Origin of the sequence: Aeromonas eucrenophila (assembly GCF_000819865.1) — a bacterium.
GTDB classification, from domain to species: domain Bacteria; phylum Pseudomonadota; class Gammaproteobacteria; order Enterobacterales; family Aeromonadaceae; genus Aeromonas; species Aeromonas eucrenophila.
Window position 1 is genome coordinate 1 of record NZ_CDDF01000019.1, and the last position, 14,152, is coordinate 14,152.

The window sequence follows — 14,152 nt, forward strand, 5'->3', positions numbered from 1 at the left end:
TCAATCGAGCGGGCTTTTTTATTGGCTGAGATGTGGGGTTTGGCAGATATTTTGTTCACCTTTAGCCTATTTATCAGACAACCACTTCGTAAAAACACATCAATTTAGTCAAATATACTGCCTTCTGCGTCTCCGATTACCTATCTCCAGCCTCTTTTTAGCTCCAAACTACCGGACTACCGGACTACCGGACTACCGGACTACCGGACTACCGGACTACCGGACTACCGGACTACCGGACTACCGGACTACCGGACTACCGGACTACCGGACTACCGGACTACCGGACTACCGGACTACCGGACTACCGGACTACCCGTATCTCCTCTCCACCTCCATACACAAGGCGGCTATGCCCTGCATCGATCATCACGATTGTTCGAAATGGGCGCGGCCAATCAGGTCATCAGCGTTATCTGAAATGGACGGGTGAAGAAGGTAATCAGCATTGCCTGAAACGGGCGCGGAATTGCCATTCCCTGAAACTGTTGGGGTCAGGCAGGTAATCACCATGGCCTGAAGCTGATGTGTGCAAGCAGACACAAACAAGTTCCTCTGATGTGGCTCCCTCTCTTTACCACGACAATCCCGTTACTCGATATTTCTCTGTTTACCCTTGTTTTGAATATAAAAAGTACAGAATGTGATACCCCTACCTTTCTTGGCGGGCCCGCTCTGCTTTAATTCGTCTGCCCACATTCGATGGGCCAAGGAAACACAATAATCTGAGGAAAGGACACATGTTCAAAAGAACAGTAACGATGATGCTGGCGGCGGGAACCCTGGTATTAGGCGGTTGCGCAGCTAACGGTGGCGCTGAACAGGCAGGGGCGGACAACAGCGATTTCGGTGGCAAGTCCATCTACCTGCGTGGGGAGATGAATGACTGGATGGCCAACGATGAGACCAAGGCGGTCAAGGTGGCCGACAAGCTCTACATGGCCAAGGGCACACTCAAGAAGGAGTGGGCTCCCTACAAATTCAAATTTGGTGACTCAAGCTGGAGCTGCGGCACCAACTTCGGCTACAAGAGCCCGAGCGATGGCGTTGCCGTGCTGGGCGGCGAGCCAGTCCCGGTCAACCCCTGTTCCAAATACGAGGACATGAAGTTCTCGCCGGAAGCAGACGGGGTCTATGAGTTCTATCTGAACCTGGCTGGCGAAACCCCGACTGTCTACGTCAAGAAGCCCTGATCCTGTCCCGAGTGGTCAATCTCTCGGACAATGAGACGGTTAACGGCCCTGGCTCAGCACTCTGCTGGCCGGGGCATTTTTTTAGGCTTGGGCCGACGACCCATGATATGAAGACTACTATATATAGTGTTTTCGTATTTCACATTTACATATGGGTTGTGTTTTTATCCCTGTCATGACGCTGATGCATTCACATAAGGTGGCTTGAAAATGGCTAAATCCAATCCGGTGCTGGAGACAGATCCCGGCACCGACCTCATCCCCCTGCAGGAAACCTCCCTCGAGATCTGGGACAGCAAGTATCGCCTCAAGCACAAGGATGGGGCCCCCATCGACGGCTCGGTTGACGAGACCTACCAACGGGTGGCCCGTGCCCTGGCCGCACAGGAGCGCGAGCCTGATGCCTGGTACGAGCCCTTCCTGTGGGCGCTGCGCAATGGGGCCATCCCGGCGGGGCGCATCACCTCCAACGCGGGAGCCTTCGAGCACAAGCCCGCCACCTCCACCATCAACTGCACCGTCTCCGGCACCATCGAAGATTCGATGGACGACATCCTCGGCAAGGTGCACGAGGCGGGGCTGACCCTGAAGGCGGGTTGTGGCATCGGCTATGACTTTTCTACCCTGCGTCCCCGTGGCGCCTTCGTCTCCGGCGCTGGTGCCTACACCTCGGGGCCTCTCTCCTTCATGGATATCTACGACAAGATGTGTTTCACCGTCTCGTCCGCCGGCGGTCGCCGCGGCGCCCAGATGGGGACCATGGATATCCGCCACCCGGACGTCGTCGAATTTATCCAGGCCAAGCGCGAGGATGGTCGCCTGCGCCAGTTCAACCTCTCCCTGCTCATCACAGAGGAGTTCGTCAAGGCGGTGAAGGAGGATGCCCCCTGGACGCTTATCTTCCCCTACACGGCGAAGGAGGTGGAGCAGGACGGGATCGCGCTGGACGACCCAGAGCAGGTGCTCTGGGCCGACTGGCCGAACAAGGAGGGGGTGGTCATCAATGCTCTGGGGCAGGTCGCCTGCAAGCGCTACAAGAGGCTGCCTGCCCGGAAGCTCTGGAACGTCATCATGAGTTCCACCTATGACTATGCCGAACCCGGTTTCATCCTGATCGACAAGGTGAACCAGATGAACAACAACTGGTTCTGCGAGGAGATCCGCGCCACCAACCCCTGCGGCGAGCAGCCACTGCCCCCCTATGGCGCCTGTCTGCTGGGCTCGGTCAACCTGACCAAGTTCGTACGCAACCCCTTCTCCGAGCAGGCGAGCTTCGACTGGCCCGCGTTTCGCAAGGTGGTGGCGATCTTCACCCGCATGCTGGACAACGTGGTGGAGATCAACCAGCTGCCTTTGCCCAAGCAGCGGGAAGAGATTATCAACAAGCGTCGGCACGGCATGGGCTTCCTGGGCCTCGGCTCGACCCTTACCATGCTGCAGATAAAATATGGATCCGCCACCTCCGTCGCCTTCACCGAAGAAGTCTCCCAGGAGCTGGCCATGACCGGCTGGCGCGAGTCCCTGGCCCTGGCTAAAGAGAAGGGCCCGGCTCCCATCATGGAGCAGGAGTTCGAGGTGACCGGCAAGATGCTGCGCCTGCGCCCGGAGATGGCGGCAGATGGCATCAAGCTCGGCGACAAGGTGAAGGGCCGGGTGCTGCACGCCCGCTACAGCCGCTACATGCAGCAGGTGGCCGAGGTGGATCCCGCCCTGGTGGCCGAGCTGGCCGAGCAGGGTGGCCGTTTCACCCACCACAGCAGCATAGCGCCGACGGGTACCATCTCTCTGTCGCTCGCCAACAACGCCAGCAACGGCATAGAGCCGAGCTTCGCCCACCACTACAGCCGCAACGTCATCAAGCCCGGCAAGAAGAGCAAGGAGAGCGTGGACGTCTACTCCTTCGAGCTGCTGGCCTACCGCGCGCTGGTCAATCCGGCCGCCATGCCCTATGGGGAGGAAGAGGGGACCCGGCTGCCGGACTACTTCATCACCGCCGATGACATCAGCCCGGCTCAGCACGTGGACATTCAGGCCGCGGCCCAGCGCTGGATAGACTCGTCCATCTCCAAGACTGCCAACATTCCCACCGACTTCCCGTTCGAGCAGTTCAAGGACATCTACCTCTATGCCTCGGATTCCGGGCTCAAGGGCTGCACCACCTTCCGCTTCAATCCGGCCGCCTTCCAGGGGGTCTTGGTGAAGGAGAAGGATCTGGAGAACACCAGTTACGAGTTCACACTGGAGGATGGCTCCGTCATCACCGCCAGGGGTAACGAAGAGATCGAATACGATGGGGAGCTGCACACCGCCGCCAACCTCTACGACGCCTTGAAAGAAGGCTATTACGGTAAATTCTGAGGACGACACATGGTCAAGAAGATCGACAGGAAAATCGTCGCTTACAAGGTGCAAACCCGGGACGAGCCGCAAGAAGCGCCGGCGCCGCAGGATGACGTGGTGCAGATGCACGAGACTGTGCTGCGCCCGGAGCGGCTGATGGGCACCACCTACAAGTTGAAGACGCCGGAGCATGTCTCCGAGCACTCGCTGTTCATCACCATCAACGACATCATTCTCAACGAGGGCACTGTGCACGAGAGTCGCCGCCCGTTCGAGATCTTCATCAACTCCAAGAGCCTGGAGCACTACCAGTGGATAGTGGCGCTGACCCGCATCATCTCGGCGGTGTTTCGCAAAGGGGGGGATGTCACCTTCCTGGTGGAGGAGCTGAGATCCGTGTTCGATCCCAAGGGGGGTTACTGGAACAAGGGCAAGTACGTTCCCTCCCTGATTGCCGAGATTGGCAACGTGATCGAGACCCATCTCACCGAAATCGGCATGCTCAAGGCCCCCAGGCTGGATGAGCATCAGCAGGCCTTCCTGGCCGAGAAGCGGGCCCAACTGCAGACCGAGCAGGAGGACGCAGCGCAATCTGCTGGCAGCGGCTTCCCCGCCAATGCGGCGCTCTGCTACAAGTGCCACACCAAGGCGCTGGTGCTGAAAGATGGCTGCATGACCTGTTTGAACTGCGGCGATTCCAAGTGCGGTTGAGAAGATAGAGTCTCAAAAAGACCGGCCCATTGGCCGGTCTTTTTTGTTGGGTGTTTTTTGTTCACTTGAATGTGGGAGCCAAAGGGATGTGTTGCGCACTGGTTAAATCGGGCGTAGCGTTGGTAGGTAATAAAACTGTCACGGCCGTGTGGTTTCAATGACATCTGAGATTCACACACGTGGCACCTTCAGTGCCAAGGAGGATGCTTATGGACAACACTGACCGAAAGCTGTTTATCCTGGATACCAACGTTCTGCTTCACGAACCCCTCGCCATTTACTCCTTCAAAGAGCACGACGTGCTCATCCCCATGACGGTGCTCGAAGAGCTCGACAACATCAAGGATCGCCAGAAAGACGTCAGCCGTGATGCGCGCGTCGCCATCCGGGCGCTGGAGGACGTGTTCCGCGATGCGGCCCCTGAGCAAATCGTGCAGGGGGTGGGACTGGCCGGGGAGGCGAGCGGTCACATCTCCATCTTCAGCGATCACCATCTGCCTCAGGATGCCGAGGTGTTCACCGACAAGGAGGCGGACAACCGCATCATCAATGCCGCCCTCTACCTGCAAAAGCATGAGATGAAACGCCAGGTGGTGCTGGTGACCAAGGACATCAACATGCGCCTCAAGGCCAAAGGAGCCGGGCTGGCGCACGTTGAGGACTATCGCAGCGACCAGTTGATCGACGATATCCGTCTGCTGGCCAAGGGCTTCCAGGTGGTGCCAGGCAGCTTCTGGGAGCGGGTCGGCGAGTGCGACAGCGAGACCCATGGCCGGGACACCGTCCATGTGATCGACGCCGAGCTGCTGGAGGGGGTACACGTCAACCAGTACCTGCTGGACGAGGAGAACTTCTTCGCGGCCCGGGTGCTGAGCCACGACGGCCACAAGATCCGCCTGAAAGATCTCGGCCGCGAGCGGTTGATGTCCCGCAAGGCCTGGGGCGTGCATCCCAAGAACGTCTATCAGGGCATGGCGCTGGACGCCCTGCTGGATCCGCACATCGATCTGGTGATCCTGACCGGCCCGGCCGGTTGCGGCAAGACCCTGCTGGCCATGGCAGCGGCGCTGGAGCTGGTGATCGAGAAGGGGATCTACGAGAAGGTGATCGTCACCCGCAACACCCCGGAGATCGCCGAGAGCATCGGCTTCCTGCCCGGCACCGAAGAAGAGAAGATGATGCCCTGGCTGGCGGCGGTCACCGACACCCTGGAGGTGTTGCACAAGCAGGACGAGAACATGAGCGGGTCGCTGAGCTACATCATGGAGAAGGCCAACATCCAGTTCAAATCCGTCAACTTCATGCGCGGGCGCAGCATCCAGAACACCTTCGTGCTGCTGGACGAGTGCCAGAACCTGACCGCGTCCCAGATCAAGACCATCATCACCCGCTGCGGCGAGGGCACCAAGATAGTCTGCTCCGGCAACCTGGCCCAGATTGACTCCAACTACCTGAGCCCGGTGACCTCGGGCCTGACCTACATCGTCGAGCGTTTCAAGGATTTCGACGGCAGTGCCAACATCTTCCTGAACGGGGTGGTGCGCAGCAAGCTCGCCTCCTTCGCCGAGGAAAATCTCTGATTTCACGTAATATCTTCATATGAAAAAGGGAGGCCACTGGCCTCCCTTTTTTGATCTCGTGACTTTGTGCTAGGTACTCTGGGAGTGGCCCAGGTAGCGCTGCAGGCCCGGGTGATCGCTGTTTTGCAAAATATCCGGTGTACCCTGCAGGGCGATGCGCCCCTCGTCCACGAACAGCACCCGATCGGCGATGAGCTGAGCATCCTCGGGATTGTGAGACACCATCAGTACGGTAATGCCCTGCTCGCAGGCGAGGCGGGCGACTTCTGCCAGCATCTCCCGGCGCAGGGCGGGGTCCAGCGCCGAGAAGGGCTCGTCCAGCAGCAGCAACGGCTTGCCACGCACCAGGGCGCGGGCCAGGCCCACCCGCTGCCGCTGACCACCGGAGAGCTGCTCCGGCAGCCGGTCCTGCATGTCGCCGAGCCCCACCTTGATGGCCGCTTCTTTCACCTGGGCGCGCTGGGCCGGGCTCAGGCGCAGGCCCGGATGCAGGCCGATGGCGATGTTGTCGAACACCGACAGGTGCAGAAACAGGTTGTGATCCTGGAACAGGGTGGTGACCGGACGCTCGGCGGGGCCGAGCGGTAATAGATCGATGCCATCGAAGCGCAGGGCTCCTGATTCTACCGGCACGAAGCCCGCTATCATGCCGAGCAGGGTCGATTTGCCGGCCCCGCTCGGGCCGATCAGCGCCGTGATCTCCCCCCTCGGCAGAGAGGCGCTGAAGGTCACCCGCCAATCAGGGTAACTGGTTGCCAAATCATCAATTAACAGCATCTTTGACTCCTATGATATGGCTGGGTGTACAGACCGCATGTGAAACCGTGCCATGGCAGCGAACTCGACTATCCAGCATCCTGGTTTTTGCCTCCGAGACCCCGCTCCACCAGCCAGAACAGGGAGAAACAGAGGATAAGCAGCAGCAGGGCGGTGGCCGCCGCCTCGGTCAGCCGGTAGCTGCCGAGCTGCTGATAGAGCAGCCAGGGCAATGTGGTGAGCTCCTGGCTGCCGAACATGGCGATGGCGCCGAGATCTCCTAAAGACAAGATCATGGAAAGCGCCATGGCCAGCGCCAGCGGGCGGCGCAGCAGGGGCCACTCCACCAGGCGCAGGCGCTGCAGGCCGCGCACCCCCAGACTGTCAGCCAGCCTGTCGTACTGGCGCACCACCAGCTGCATGGGGGCAGAAAGGGTGCGCAGCACATAGGGCAGCGCCATCAGGGCATTGACCAGCACCACCAGCCAGGGCCCGAGGGCGAAGACATCGGTGAAGGGCATAAACAGGATGAAGAGGCCGGTACTCAGCACCACCGCCGGGATCATCAGGATCATGGAGCCGCTGGCCTCCCACAGGGCGGCGGCCCGCCGCTTGCGCGCCCGTACCCGCAGGTGGCGGCTGGTGAGCAGCAGGCCGGCGCCGAGCAGAGTGGCGAGGCTCCCCGCCGCCAGCGCGATACCGAGGGACTGACCCCCCGCCTGCCACAGCCGGGAGGAGCCAAGCGCCGTCAGCAGGCCGGGGTTGAAGCCCGCCACCACGATGGCCAACAGGGGCGGCAGGAAGATGGCGAGGCCGAGGCTGAGGGCGGCGATGTCCATCAGCCGGGTGCCTGGCTGGAACCTGTCCGGCCGCAGGCTGGGACGACGAGTCGACACCCGGCTGGCCGGGGTGGTCTGCAGCTTGTGTTGCAGCAGCAACAGGCCTGCGGTCAGCAGCAGCTGCACCAGCGCCAGGCCGCCGGCGGTGGCGAGATCGAAGTCAAAGCGCAGGGCCTGATAGATGGCCACTTCCAATGTGGTGGACTTGGGGCCACCGCCCAGCGCCAGCACTGTGGTGAAGCTGGTGAAGCAGAGCATGAAGATGAGGCTCGCCAATCCCGGCAGCAGGCTCCGAATGATGGGCCACTCCAGCAGCCGGAAGATGTGGGAGGAGCGCATGCCGAGCTGGCTGGCGAGGCGCCAGGAGGACTCGGGGATGCTCTCTATCCCTTGCAGAATGAGGCGCGCGGCGAGCGGCATGTTGAAGAACACGTGGGCCAGCAGTATGCCGAACAGGCCGTACAGGTAGTTGCCGGGATCCAGCCCCAGGCTGCGCAGGGCGTGGGGCAGCCAGCCCTGGGAGCCGTGCACCGCGACTATGCCGAAGATGGCGATGATGACCGGCAGCACCAGGGAGAGGCCGAACAATTTGAGCAGCAGTCTTCGGCCGCGAAAACGGCGCCGCGCCAGGGCTCGCGCCACCGGAATGGCCAGTCCCAGGCTCAGCAGGGTGGAGAGCAGGGCCTGCCCCAGGCTGAAGCCCAGCACGTGGCGCAGGTAGGGGTCTGCCAGCAGGCTGCTTGGGAGCGCACCAGCCTGCCACAGCAGGGCCACGAGCGGCCCCAAGGAGAGCAGCAGTATGACGGCGGTGGCTGCGCTACCCGGCAGCCACCAGAGAGGACGAGAGTGGGCACTCACTGGGTGACGGCTTGCAGCCATTCCTTGATCCAGCCCTTGCGATTGGCGGCCACCTCATCGGAGCTAAAGCTCAGCGGTTTGGCGACTGTGATCATCTGCTCGAAGCCCTTGGGCAGCGGGGTGTCCGTCACCGGATACATCCAGTTGCCGCCCGGGATCTCCTGCTGGAAGGCGGGGCTGACCATGAACTGCAGGAACCGGTCCGCCAGCTTGTCTTGCTTGGCGCTCGCGAGCTTGGCGGCCACCTCTACCTGGCGATAGTGGCCCTCCTCGAAGGCCGCGGCCTGGTACTGGGCATTGTTCTCGGCGATCAGGTGATAGGCCGGGGAGGTGGTGTAGGAGAGCACCATGTCCGCCTCTCCGTCGAGGAACATGCCGTAGGCCTCGGACCAGCCCTTGGTGACTGTAACCGTCTTCTTGGCGAGCTGGGCCCAGGCGGCCGGTGCCTCCTTGCCATAGACGGACTTCATCCACAGCATCAGCCCCTGACCCGGGGTGGAGGTGCGGGGATCTTGGTAGATCACCTTGAGATCCGGGCGCTCCACCAGCTCTTTCAGGCTCTTGGGAGGGGTCTTGAGCTTGTCCTTGTTGTAGACGAAGGCGAAGTAGCCGTAGTCATAGGGAACGAAGGTGTCGTCCTGCCAGCCACCCGGCACCTTGAGGGCCGCGAGATCGGTGTGATGGGGGGCGAACAGGCCGCTCTGCTTGGCCTCGCTCACCAGGGCATCGTCCAGCCCCAGCACCAGATCGGCCTGGCTGTGTTTGCCTTCCAGTCGCAGCCGGTTGAGGATGGCGACCCCGTCTTCCAGCGCCACCAGCTTGAGGGTGCAACTGCACTCCTTCTCGAAGGCCTGCTTGATCTTGGGACCCGGTCCCCATTCGCTGGCGAAGGAGCCGTAGGTGTAGACGGTGAGGGTATCGGCCGCGAAGGCCTGGGCACTGAGCAGGCTGGTGGCGACCAGCAGCAGGGTTTTCATGGATGGCACTCCTGTGAGTCGTGAAGTGCCAGCGGGGGGAGGGCGCAAAAAACGAGCGCCATGCCTCAAATTCCTCCGCCAGCATTATCTGGATCAGGTTCACGGGTATAATCTCAGCGGCAAGCCGCACCCCGTTTGAGAAACGAACCGCATTGTATTAACGTTCCTTGGGGTAGGCCAGCACAATTATTTCACCGGCCGATACGGGCGTAGCGGCATAGCAGAGGAGGTCCTCGTGATCACCAGTACCAAGGAAAGGCGCGCCTTTGCGCGCATGGTCATCAATGCCCCCGTCACCCTGTTTCAGCATCAGGATGTGCTGGAGGGGGTTTGTCGGGATCTCAGTGCCAACGGCATGGGGGTCGAGGTGAACGAGCACAGCTTCGATGTGCATCAGCCCATCCGGGTGAGCCTGGCTACCAGCAGCAACCTGCTGCCGCCGTTCGAGGTTCAGGCTCGCATAGTGCGGGTGCTGGAGGAAGAGGGGGGGCTCTTGCTGGCGCTGGAGTTTCAGTCTCTGGCCTGATGTGACGACAGATTTCACTGCTTTTCATCGGCCAGCCTCTGTTGGCCGATGTCGTTTTGGTTATCAGTAGATTGATATGCTGCCGCCTGGCCATTCTCCATGGCTTCCCGGCCCGTCTGGCGGCGACTCACTGGCTGGCCAGCACGGGCTGCACACTTAGCTGCCGGCTGTCGATCAAGGTCTTGCTGGTGGGCGCGAGCTGGCCCATGGGGAGCTGGGCCGGGCCGGTCGGCTCCATCAGCAGATAGGTCTGCCCCTCCCAGCTCAGGGTCGCGTCTCCCGGTTTGGCGGGCAGGGCGACGCCGAGCAGCGCATGGCCAGGCACGAACACCATGGCCTGGGGGAGCTCGGGGAAGAGCTGGGCCAGCATGGCCGCCATCAGGGTCATCTTGCTGTCGCAATCCCCCCGGTTCTGCTCCAGCACCTGGCGCGGGGTCAGAAAGCCCTTGCCGGCGCGGCCGGACTGGCTGTCCAGCAGGCTATAGGGAATGGTTTGAACGAAGTCGAGCATGAAGGCCACCGTCTGCTGGCGCGCCTCCACCTCTGTGGTCCCCTGCCGTTTGAGCTGATCCGCCAGCGGTGCCAGCTCGGTCCGGCTCTCCAGTGCGATGCGCACGTGATCCTGCTTGATGGCGGGCACCCCATCGGATGGGGTGAAGCGCTGGAAGTAGTGCTGCTTGAGCCACTCCTGTTCCAATTTTGCCTGTTCAGGCCCAACCCAAGCCTGGGCTTCTCTCGCCTTGTCGGCGTTGCGGCTCTTGATGTTGAGGGCGAGCGCGGGGCGGGAGAGGGAGAACTGCACCTCGGGGAACTCGATGAAGGCCTGTTGCAACAGCTGTTGCAACATATCCTCCTGCATTCGCGCGGGTCTGTAGGCGATGAGGGGCGGCAAGGTGCCCGCCTCCAGGCGGTAGCTGAGCTGCTGTTCCTTGCCCTCCCTGTCCTGCCAGCCGACGTTGAGCTGGCCGCCGTTGCTGTGAAAATAGCGCTGCCCGGCACCGGCCGGCAGCGCGAACAGCAGGGCGCAGAGCAGGAGGCCACTCGCTTTCGTCATCATCCTCTCCTCGGGTATCGGTTGGCCGTTTGCCGGAAATGAAACAGGGAGCCTGGGCTCCCTGTGGATGCTACTCGTTGTGGCTATTCGTGCCTAGCTCCCGCTCGGCTGCCTTGTTTCGAAGGCGCAGAGACGGGTTTTGATCGTGCCTAGATCCAGCTCGGCTGCTTCGCCTCGAAGGCGCCGATGGCGGCCTCGTGCTGCAGGGTCAGGCCGATGGCATCCAGCCCGTTGAGCAGGCAGTAGCGGCGGAACTCGTCTATCTCGAAACCAAAGCAAAGCGTGCCTGCGCGCACCTGGTTGGCCTCCAGATCCACCTCGATCTGCTGGCCCGGGTTGGCCGTGACCAGCTGGAACAGGGCCTCCACCTCTTCGTCCTGCAAACGCACCGGCACCATGCCGTTGTTGATGGCGTTGCCGTAGAAGATGTCGGCGAAGCTCGGGGCTATGATGGTCTTGAAGCCGTAATCCGCCAGCGCCCAGGGGGCGTGCTCGCGGCTCGAGCCACAGCCGAAGTTTTCCCGGGCCAGCAAGATGCTGGCACCGGCATAACGCGGCTGGTTCAGCACGAACTCCGGATTCGGCTGCTGGCCGGCATCGTCCAAGAAGCGCCAGTCGTGGAACAGGTGCTTGCCAAAACCGGTGCGGTTCACCTTCTGCAGAAACTGCTTGGGAATGATGGCGTCGGTGTCTACGTTGACGCTGTCGAGGGGGACGGCGATCCCTTTATGTTGTTTGAATCCTGTCATGTTCATTCCCTCTTACAGCGCACGAATATCGGCAAAGTGACCGGTGACGGCGGCGGCGGCGGCCATGGCCGGGCTCACCAGATGGGTGCGGCCGGCACGGCCCTGACGACCCTCGAAGTTGCGGTTGCTGGTGGAGGCGCAGCGCTCCCCCGGTTGCAGTCGGTCGTTGTTCATGGCCAGACACATGGAGCAGCCCGGCAGACGCCATTCAAACCCTGCTTCGATGAAGATCTTGTCCAGCCCCTCGGCCTCGGCCTGGGCCTTCACCTGCTCGGAGCCCGGCACCACCAGCGCCTGTACCCCGGCGGCGACCTTGCGGCCACGGGCGATGGCGGCGGCGGCACGCAAGTCCTCGATGCGGCTGTTGGTGCAAGAGCCGATGAACACCTTGTCGATGGCGACGTCGGAGAGCTTCTGGCCCGGTTGCAGGTCCATGTAGGCCAGCGCCTTGCGGGCGGACTGCTGCTCCATCAGATCGGTGAAGGAGTCCGGATCCGGGATGGGATCCCCCACGGCGATCACCTGGCCTGGGTTGGTGCCCCAGGTCACCTGAGGGGCGATGTCGACGGCATCGAGTACCACTTCGGCGTCGAAGGTCGCGCCTTCGTCGCTCTTGAGGGTCTGCCAGTAGGCGATGGCCTGGGCCAGTGCCTCACCCTCGGGTGCGAACACCTTGCCGCGGATGTAGTCGATGGTGGTCTGGTCCGGGGCTATCATGCCCGCCTTGGCGCCGAGCTCGATGGCCATGTTGCACACCGTCATGCGCCCTTCCATGGAGAGGCTGGCGATGGCGTCCCCTGCGAACTCCACCACGTAACCGGTACCGCCGGCGTGGCCGACCCGGCCTATGATGGCGAGCACCACGTCTTTCGCGCTGATGCCCTCGGCCAGCTTGCCGTTGACGCTGATGCGCATGGTCTTGGCCCGGCCCTGTTTCAGGGTCTGGGTGGCCATCACGTGCTCCACCTCGGAGGTGCCGATGCCGAACGCCAAGGATCCGAAGGCGCCGTGGGTGGCGGTGTGGGAATCGCCGCAGACGATGGTGGTACCGGGCAGGGTGATGCCGAGCTCAGGCCCCATCACGTGGACTATGCCCTGATACTGGTGGTTCAGGTCGTAGAGGCGAACCCCGAACTCCTTGCAGTTGGCGGCCAGCGTCTCCATCTGGATGCGGGCCATCTCGCCGGAGGCGGCGATGTCCTTGGTGGTGGTGGAGACGTTGTGGTCCATGGTGGCCCAGGTGAGATCCGGGCGACGCAGTTGGCGGTTCATGGCGCGCAGGCCGTCGAACGCCTGCGGGCTGGTCACTTCGTGCACCAGGTGGCGGTCGATGTAGATGAGGGGCGTTTCCCCGGCCACTTCACGCACCACGTGGGCGTCGAACACTTTCTGATAGAGGGTCTTGGACATTGCTCTCTTCCTTATTTTTTGGTGCTGGATCAGATGCGCGCGGCTATCTGATCGCCCATGGCGGCGGTGCTCTGTACCGGGTGCTTGGCACTCGCCTGATGCAAGTCGGCGGTGAAGTAACCTTCGGCCAGGGCCTGGGCAACGGCCTGCTCGATGGCTTGGGCGGCGGCTTCCTGACCGAGGCTGTAACGCAGCATCAGGGCGGCGGAGAGGATCTGGGCGATGGGGTTCGCGATCCCCTTGCCGGCGATGTCAGGCGCCGAGCCACCGGCCGGCTCGAACAGGCCGAAGCCGGATTCGTTCAGGCTGGCGGAGGGCAACAGCCCCATGGAGCCGGTGATCATGGCGCACTCGTCGGAGAGTATGTCGCCGAACAGGTTGGAGCAGAGCAGCACGTCGAACTGGGACGGATCCTTGATGAGCTGCATGGTGGCGTTGTCGATGTACATGTGGTTCAGGGCCACGTCCGGGTAGGACTTGGCAACCTGAGTCACCACCTCGCGCCACAGGATGGAGGAGGCGAGCACGTTGGCCTTGTCGATGGAGGTGACCTTGGCCTTGCGCACACGAGCCGATTCAAACGCTATCTTGGCGATGCGCTCGATCTCGAAACGGTGATAGACCTCGGTGTCGAACGCCTTCTCGTTGGCGCCTTCACCCTCACGCCCCTTGGGCTGGCCGAAGTAGATGCCGCCGGTCAGCTCACGCACGCAGGCGATGTCAAAGCCCCGATCCGAGATGTCGGCACGCAGCGGTGAAAACTGCTCGAGACCGGTGTAGATACGGGCCGGACGCAGGTTGCAGAACAGCTTGAAGTGGGCGCGCAGGGGCAGCAGGGCGCCGCGCTCCGGCTGATCGTTTGGCGGCAGATGCTCCCACTTGGGGCCACCGACCGAGCCGAACAGCACGGCGTCGGCCGCTTCGCAGCCCGCTATGGTGCTCTGGGGCAGGGGAGTGCCGTGGTTGTCGATGGCGATGCCGCCCACGTCATGGCGGTCGTACTCGAGGGAGAAGCCAAACCTGGCCTGCACCTTTTCCAGCACCTTGACGGCCTCGGCCATCACTTCCGGGCCAATGCCGTCACCCGGCAATACTGCGATCCGATAACTGCTCATACTCTCTCCGTCCTGATGTTGTTATTGAGCTCCAACCGCTCAGC

General features: G+C 62.0%; 12 protein-coding genes and 1 riboswitch. Of the genes, 5 read left to right on the forward strand and 7 right to left on the reverse strand.

All coding sequences use genetic code 11. The annotated features are described in order from the left end of the window. Positions 1-740 precede the first annotated feature (740 nt). The 4 genes from BN1124_RS19595 to BN1124_RS19610 all read left to right on the forward strand — a co-directional run bounded on the left by BN1124_RS19595 (position 741) and on the right by BN1124_RS19610 (position 5,824). Positions 741-1,193, forward strand: a complete 453-nt coding sequence (locus tag BN1124_RS19595) for an early set domain-containing protein (protein WP_042644715.1) — start codon at positions 741-743, stop codon at positions 1,191-1,193. 210 nt (positions 1,194-1,403) lie between these two features. After that, a complete protein-coding gene (locus BN1124_RS19600; RefSeq protein ID WP_042644717.1) occupies positions 1,404-3,551 on the forward strand; it encodes an adenosylcobalamin-dependent ribonucleoside-diphosphate reductase in 2,148 nt (715 codons plus the stop codon). A gap of 9 nt (positions 3,552-3,560) precedes the next feature. Beyond that, positions 3,561-4,244 carry a TSCPD domain-containing protein gene (locus BN1124_RS19605; protein WP_042644719.1) on the forward strand — a complete coding sequence of 228 codons (684 nt, stop codon included), beginning with the start codon at positions 3,561-3,563 and terminating at the stop codon, positions 4,242-4,244. A gap of 209 nt (positions 4,245-4,453) precedes the next feature. Further along, the gene (locus BN1124_RS19610) at positions 4,454-5,824 is read left to right on the forward strand and encodes a PhoH family protein (protein WP_042644721.1); all 1,371 of its coding nucleotides are present in this window, start codon (positions 4,454-4,456) and stop codon (positions 5,822-5,824) included. A 69-nt stretch (positions 5,825-5,893) separates the two neighbouring features. On the opposite strand, the gene thiQ is transcribed toward BN1124_RS19610, so the two are convergent. The 3 genes from thiQ to thiB form a co-directional block, all read right to left on the reverse strand. Then, positions 5,894-6,601 carry a thiamine ABC transporter ATP-binding protein gene (gene thiQ, locus BN1124_RS19615; RefSeq protein ID WP_042644723.1) on the reverse strand — a complete coding sequence of 236 codons (708 nt, stop codon included), beginning with the start codon at positions 6,599-6,601 and terminating at the stop codon, positions 5,894-5,896. Positions 6,602-6,669: 68 nt separating this feature from the next. Next, positions 6,670-8,298, reverse strand: a complete 1,629-nt coding sequence (gene thiP, locus BN1124_RS19620; protein ID WP_156128452.1) for a thiamine/thiamine pyrophosphate ABC transporter permease — start codon at positions 8,296-8,298, stop codon at positions 6,670-6,672. After that, the gene (gene thiB, locus BN1124_RS19625; protein WP_042644726.1) at positions 8,274-9,254 is read right to left on the reverse strand and encodes a thiamine ABC transporter substrate binding subunit; all 981 of its coding nucleotides are present in this window, start codon (positions 9,252-9,254) and stop codon (positions 8,274-8,276) included. The genes thiP and thiB overlap by 25 nt, the downstream gene beginning before the upstream one ends. A gap of 53 nt (positions 9,255-9,307) precedes the next feature. Then, a riboswitch (TPP riboswitch) is annotated at positions 9,308-9,398 on the reverse strand. 91 nt (positions 9,399-9,489) lie between these two features. On the opposite strand from thiB, the gene BN1124_RS19630 reads away from it, so the two are divergent. Then, complete coding sequence (locus tag BN1124_RS19630) at positions 9,490-9,780, forward strand: PilZ domain-containing protein (RefSeq protein ID WP_042644728.1); 291 nt, start codon at positions 9,490-9,492, stop codon at positions 9,778-9,780. A gap of 127 nt (positions 9,781-9,907) precedes the next feature. Here the strand turns inward: BN1124_RS19630 and BN1124_RS19635 are convergent, their stop codons facing one another. The 4 genes from BN1124_RS19635 to leuB all read right to left on the reverse strand — a co-directional run bounded on the left by BN1124_RS19635 (position 9,908) and on the right by leuB (position 14,108). Next, positions 9,908-10,834 carry a transglutaminase-like domain-containing protein gene (locus BN1124_RS19635; RefSeq protein ID WP_042644730.1) on the reverse strand — a complete coding sequence of 309 codons (927 nt, stop codon included), beginning with the start codon at positions 10,832-10,834 and terminating at the stop codon, positions 9,908-9,910. Positions 10,835-10,983: 149 nt separating this feature from the next. Continuing rightward, on the reverse strand, positions 10,984-11,583 hold the full coding sequence (leuD, locus tag BN1124_RS19640; protein WP_042644732.1) for a 3-isopropylmalate dehydratase small subunit: 600 nt from the start codon (positions 11,581-11,583) through the stop codon (positions 10,984-10,986). 12 nt (positions 11,584-11,595) lie between these two features. Then, a complete protein-coding gene (leuC, locus tag BN1124_RS19645) occupies positions 11,596-12,993 on the reverse strand; it encodes a 3-isopropylmalate dehydratase large subunit (protein WP_042644734.1) in 1,398 nt (465 codons plus the stop codon). Between the two features lie 29 nt (positions 12,994-13,022). Beyond that, complete coding sequence (gene leuB, locus BN1124_RS19650) at positions 13,023-14,108, reverse strand: 3-isopropylmalate dehydrogenase (protein WP_042644736.1); 1,086 nt, start codon at positions 14,106-14,108, stop codon at positions 13,023-13,025. Positions 14,109-14,152: the final 44 nt, after the last annotated feature.

Excerpts from the sequence above, each read along its gene's own strand:
- leuD (WP_042644732.1), bottom strand. The coding sequence starts at position 11,583 with ATGACAGGATTCAAACAACATAAAGGGATCGCCGTCCCCCTCGACAGC.
- BN1124_RS19610 (WP_042644721.1), top strand. The coding sequence starts at position 4,454 with ATGGACAACACTGACCGAAAGCTGTTTATCCTGGATACCAACGTTCTG.
- leuB (WP_042644736.1), bottom strand. The coding sequence starts at position 14,108 with ATGAGCAGTTATCGGATCGCAGTATTGCCGGGTGACGGCATTGGCCCG.
- leuC (WP_042644734.1), bottom strand. The coding sequence starts at position 12,993 with ATGTCCAAGACCCTCTATCAGAAAGTGTTCGACGCCCACGTGGTGCGT.
- BN1124_RS19595 (WP_042644715.1), top strand. The coding sequence starts at position 741 with ATGTTCAAAAGAACAGTAACGATGATGCTGGCGGCGGGAACCCTGGTA.
- BN1124_RS19605 (WP_042644719.1), top strand. The coding sequence starts at position 3,561 with ATGGTCAAGAAGATCGACAGGAAAATCGTCGCTTACAAGGTGCAAACC.
- BN1124_RS19635 (WP_042644730.1), bottom strand. The coding sequence starts at position 10,834 with ATGACGAAAGCGAGTGGCCTCCTGCTCTGCGCCCTGCTGTTCGCGCTG.
- thiQ (WP_042644723.1), bottom strand. The coding sequence starts at position 6,601 with ATGCTGTTAATTGATGATTTGGCAACCAGTTACCCTGATTGGCGGGTG.
- thiB (WP_042644726.1), bottom strand. The coding sequence starts at position 9,254 with ATGAAAACCCTGCTGCTGGTCGCCACCAGCCTGCTCAGTGCCCAGGCC.
- BN1124_RS19600 (WP_042644717.1), top strand. The coding sequence starts at position 1,404 with ATGGCTAAATCCAATCCGGTGCTGGAGACAGATCCCGGCACCGACCTC.
- thiP (WP_156128452.1), bottom strand. The coding sequence starts at position 8,298 with ATGGCTGCAAGCCGTCACCCAGTGAGTGCCCACTCTCGTCCTCTCTGG.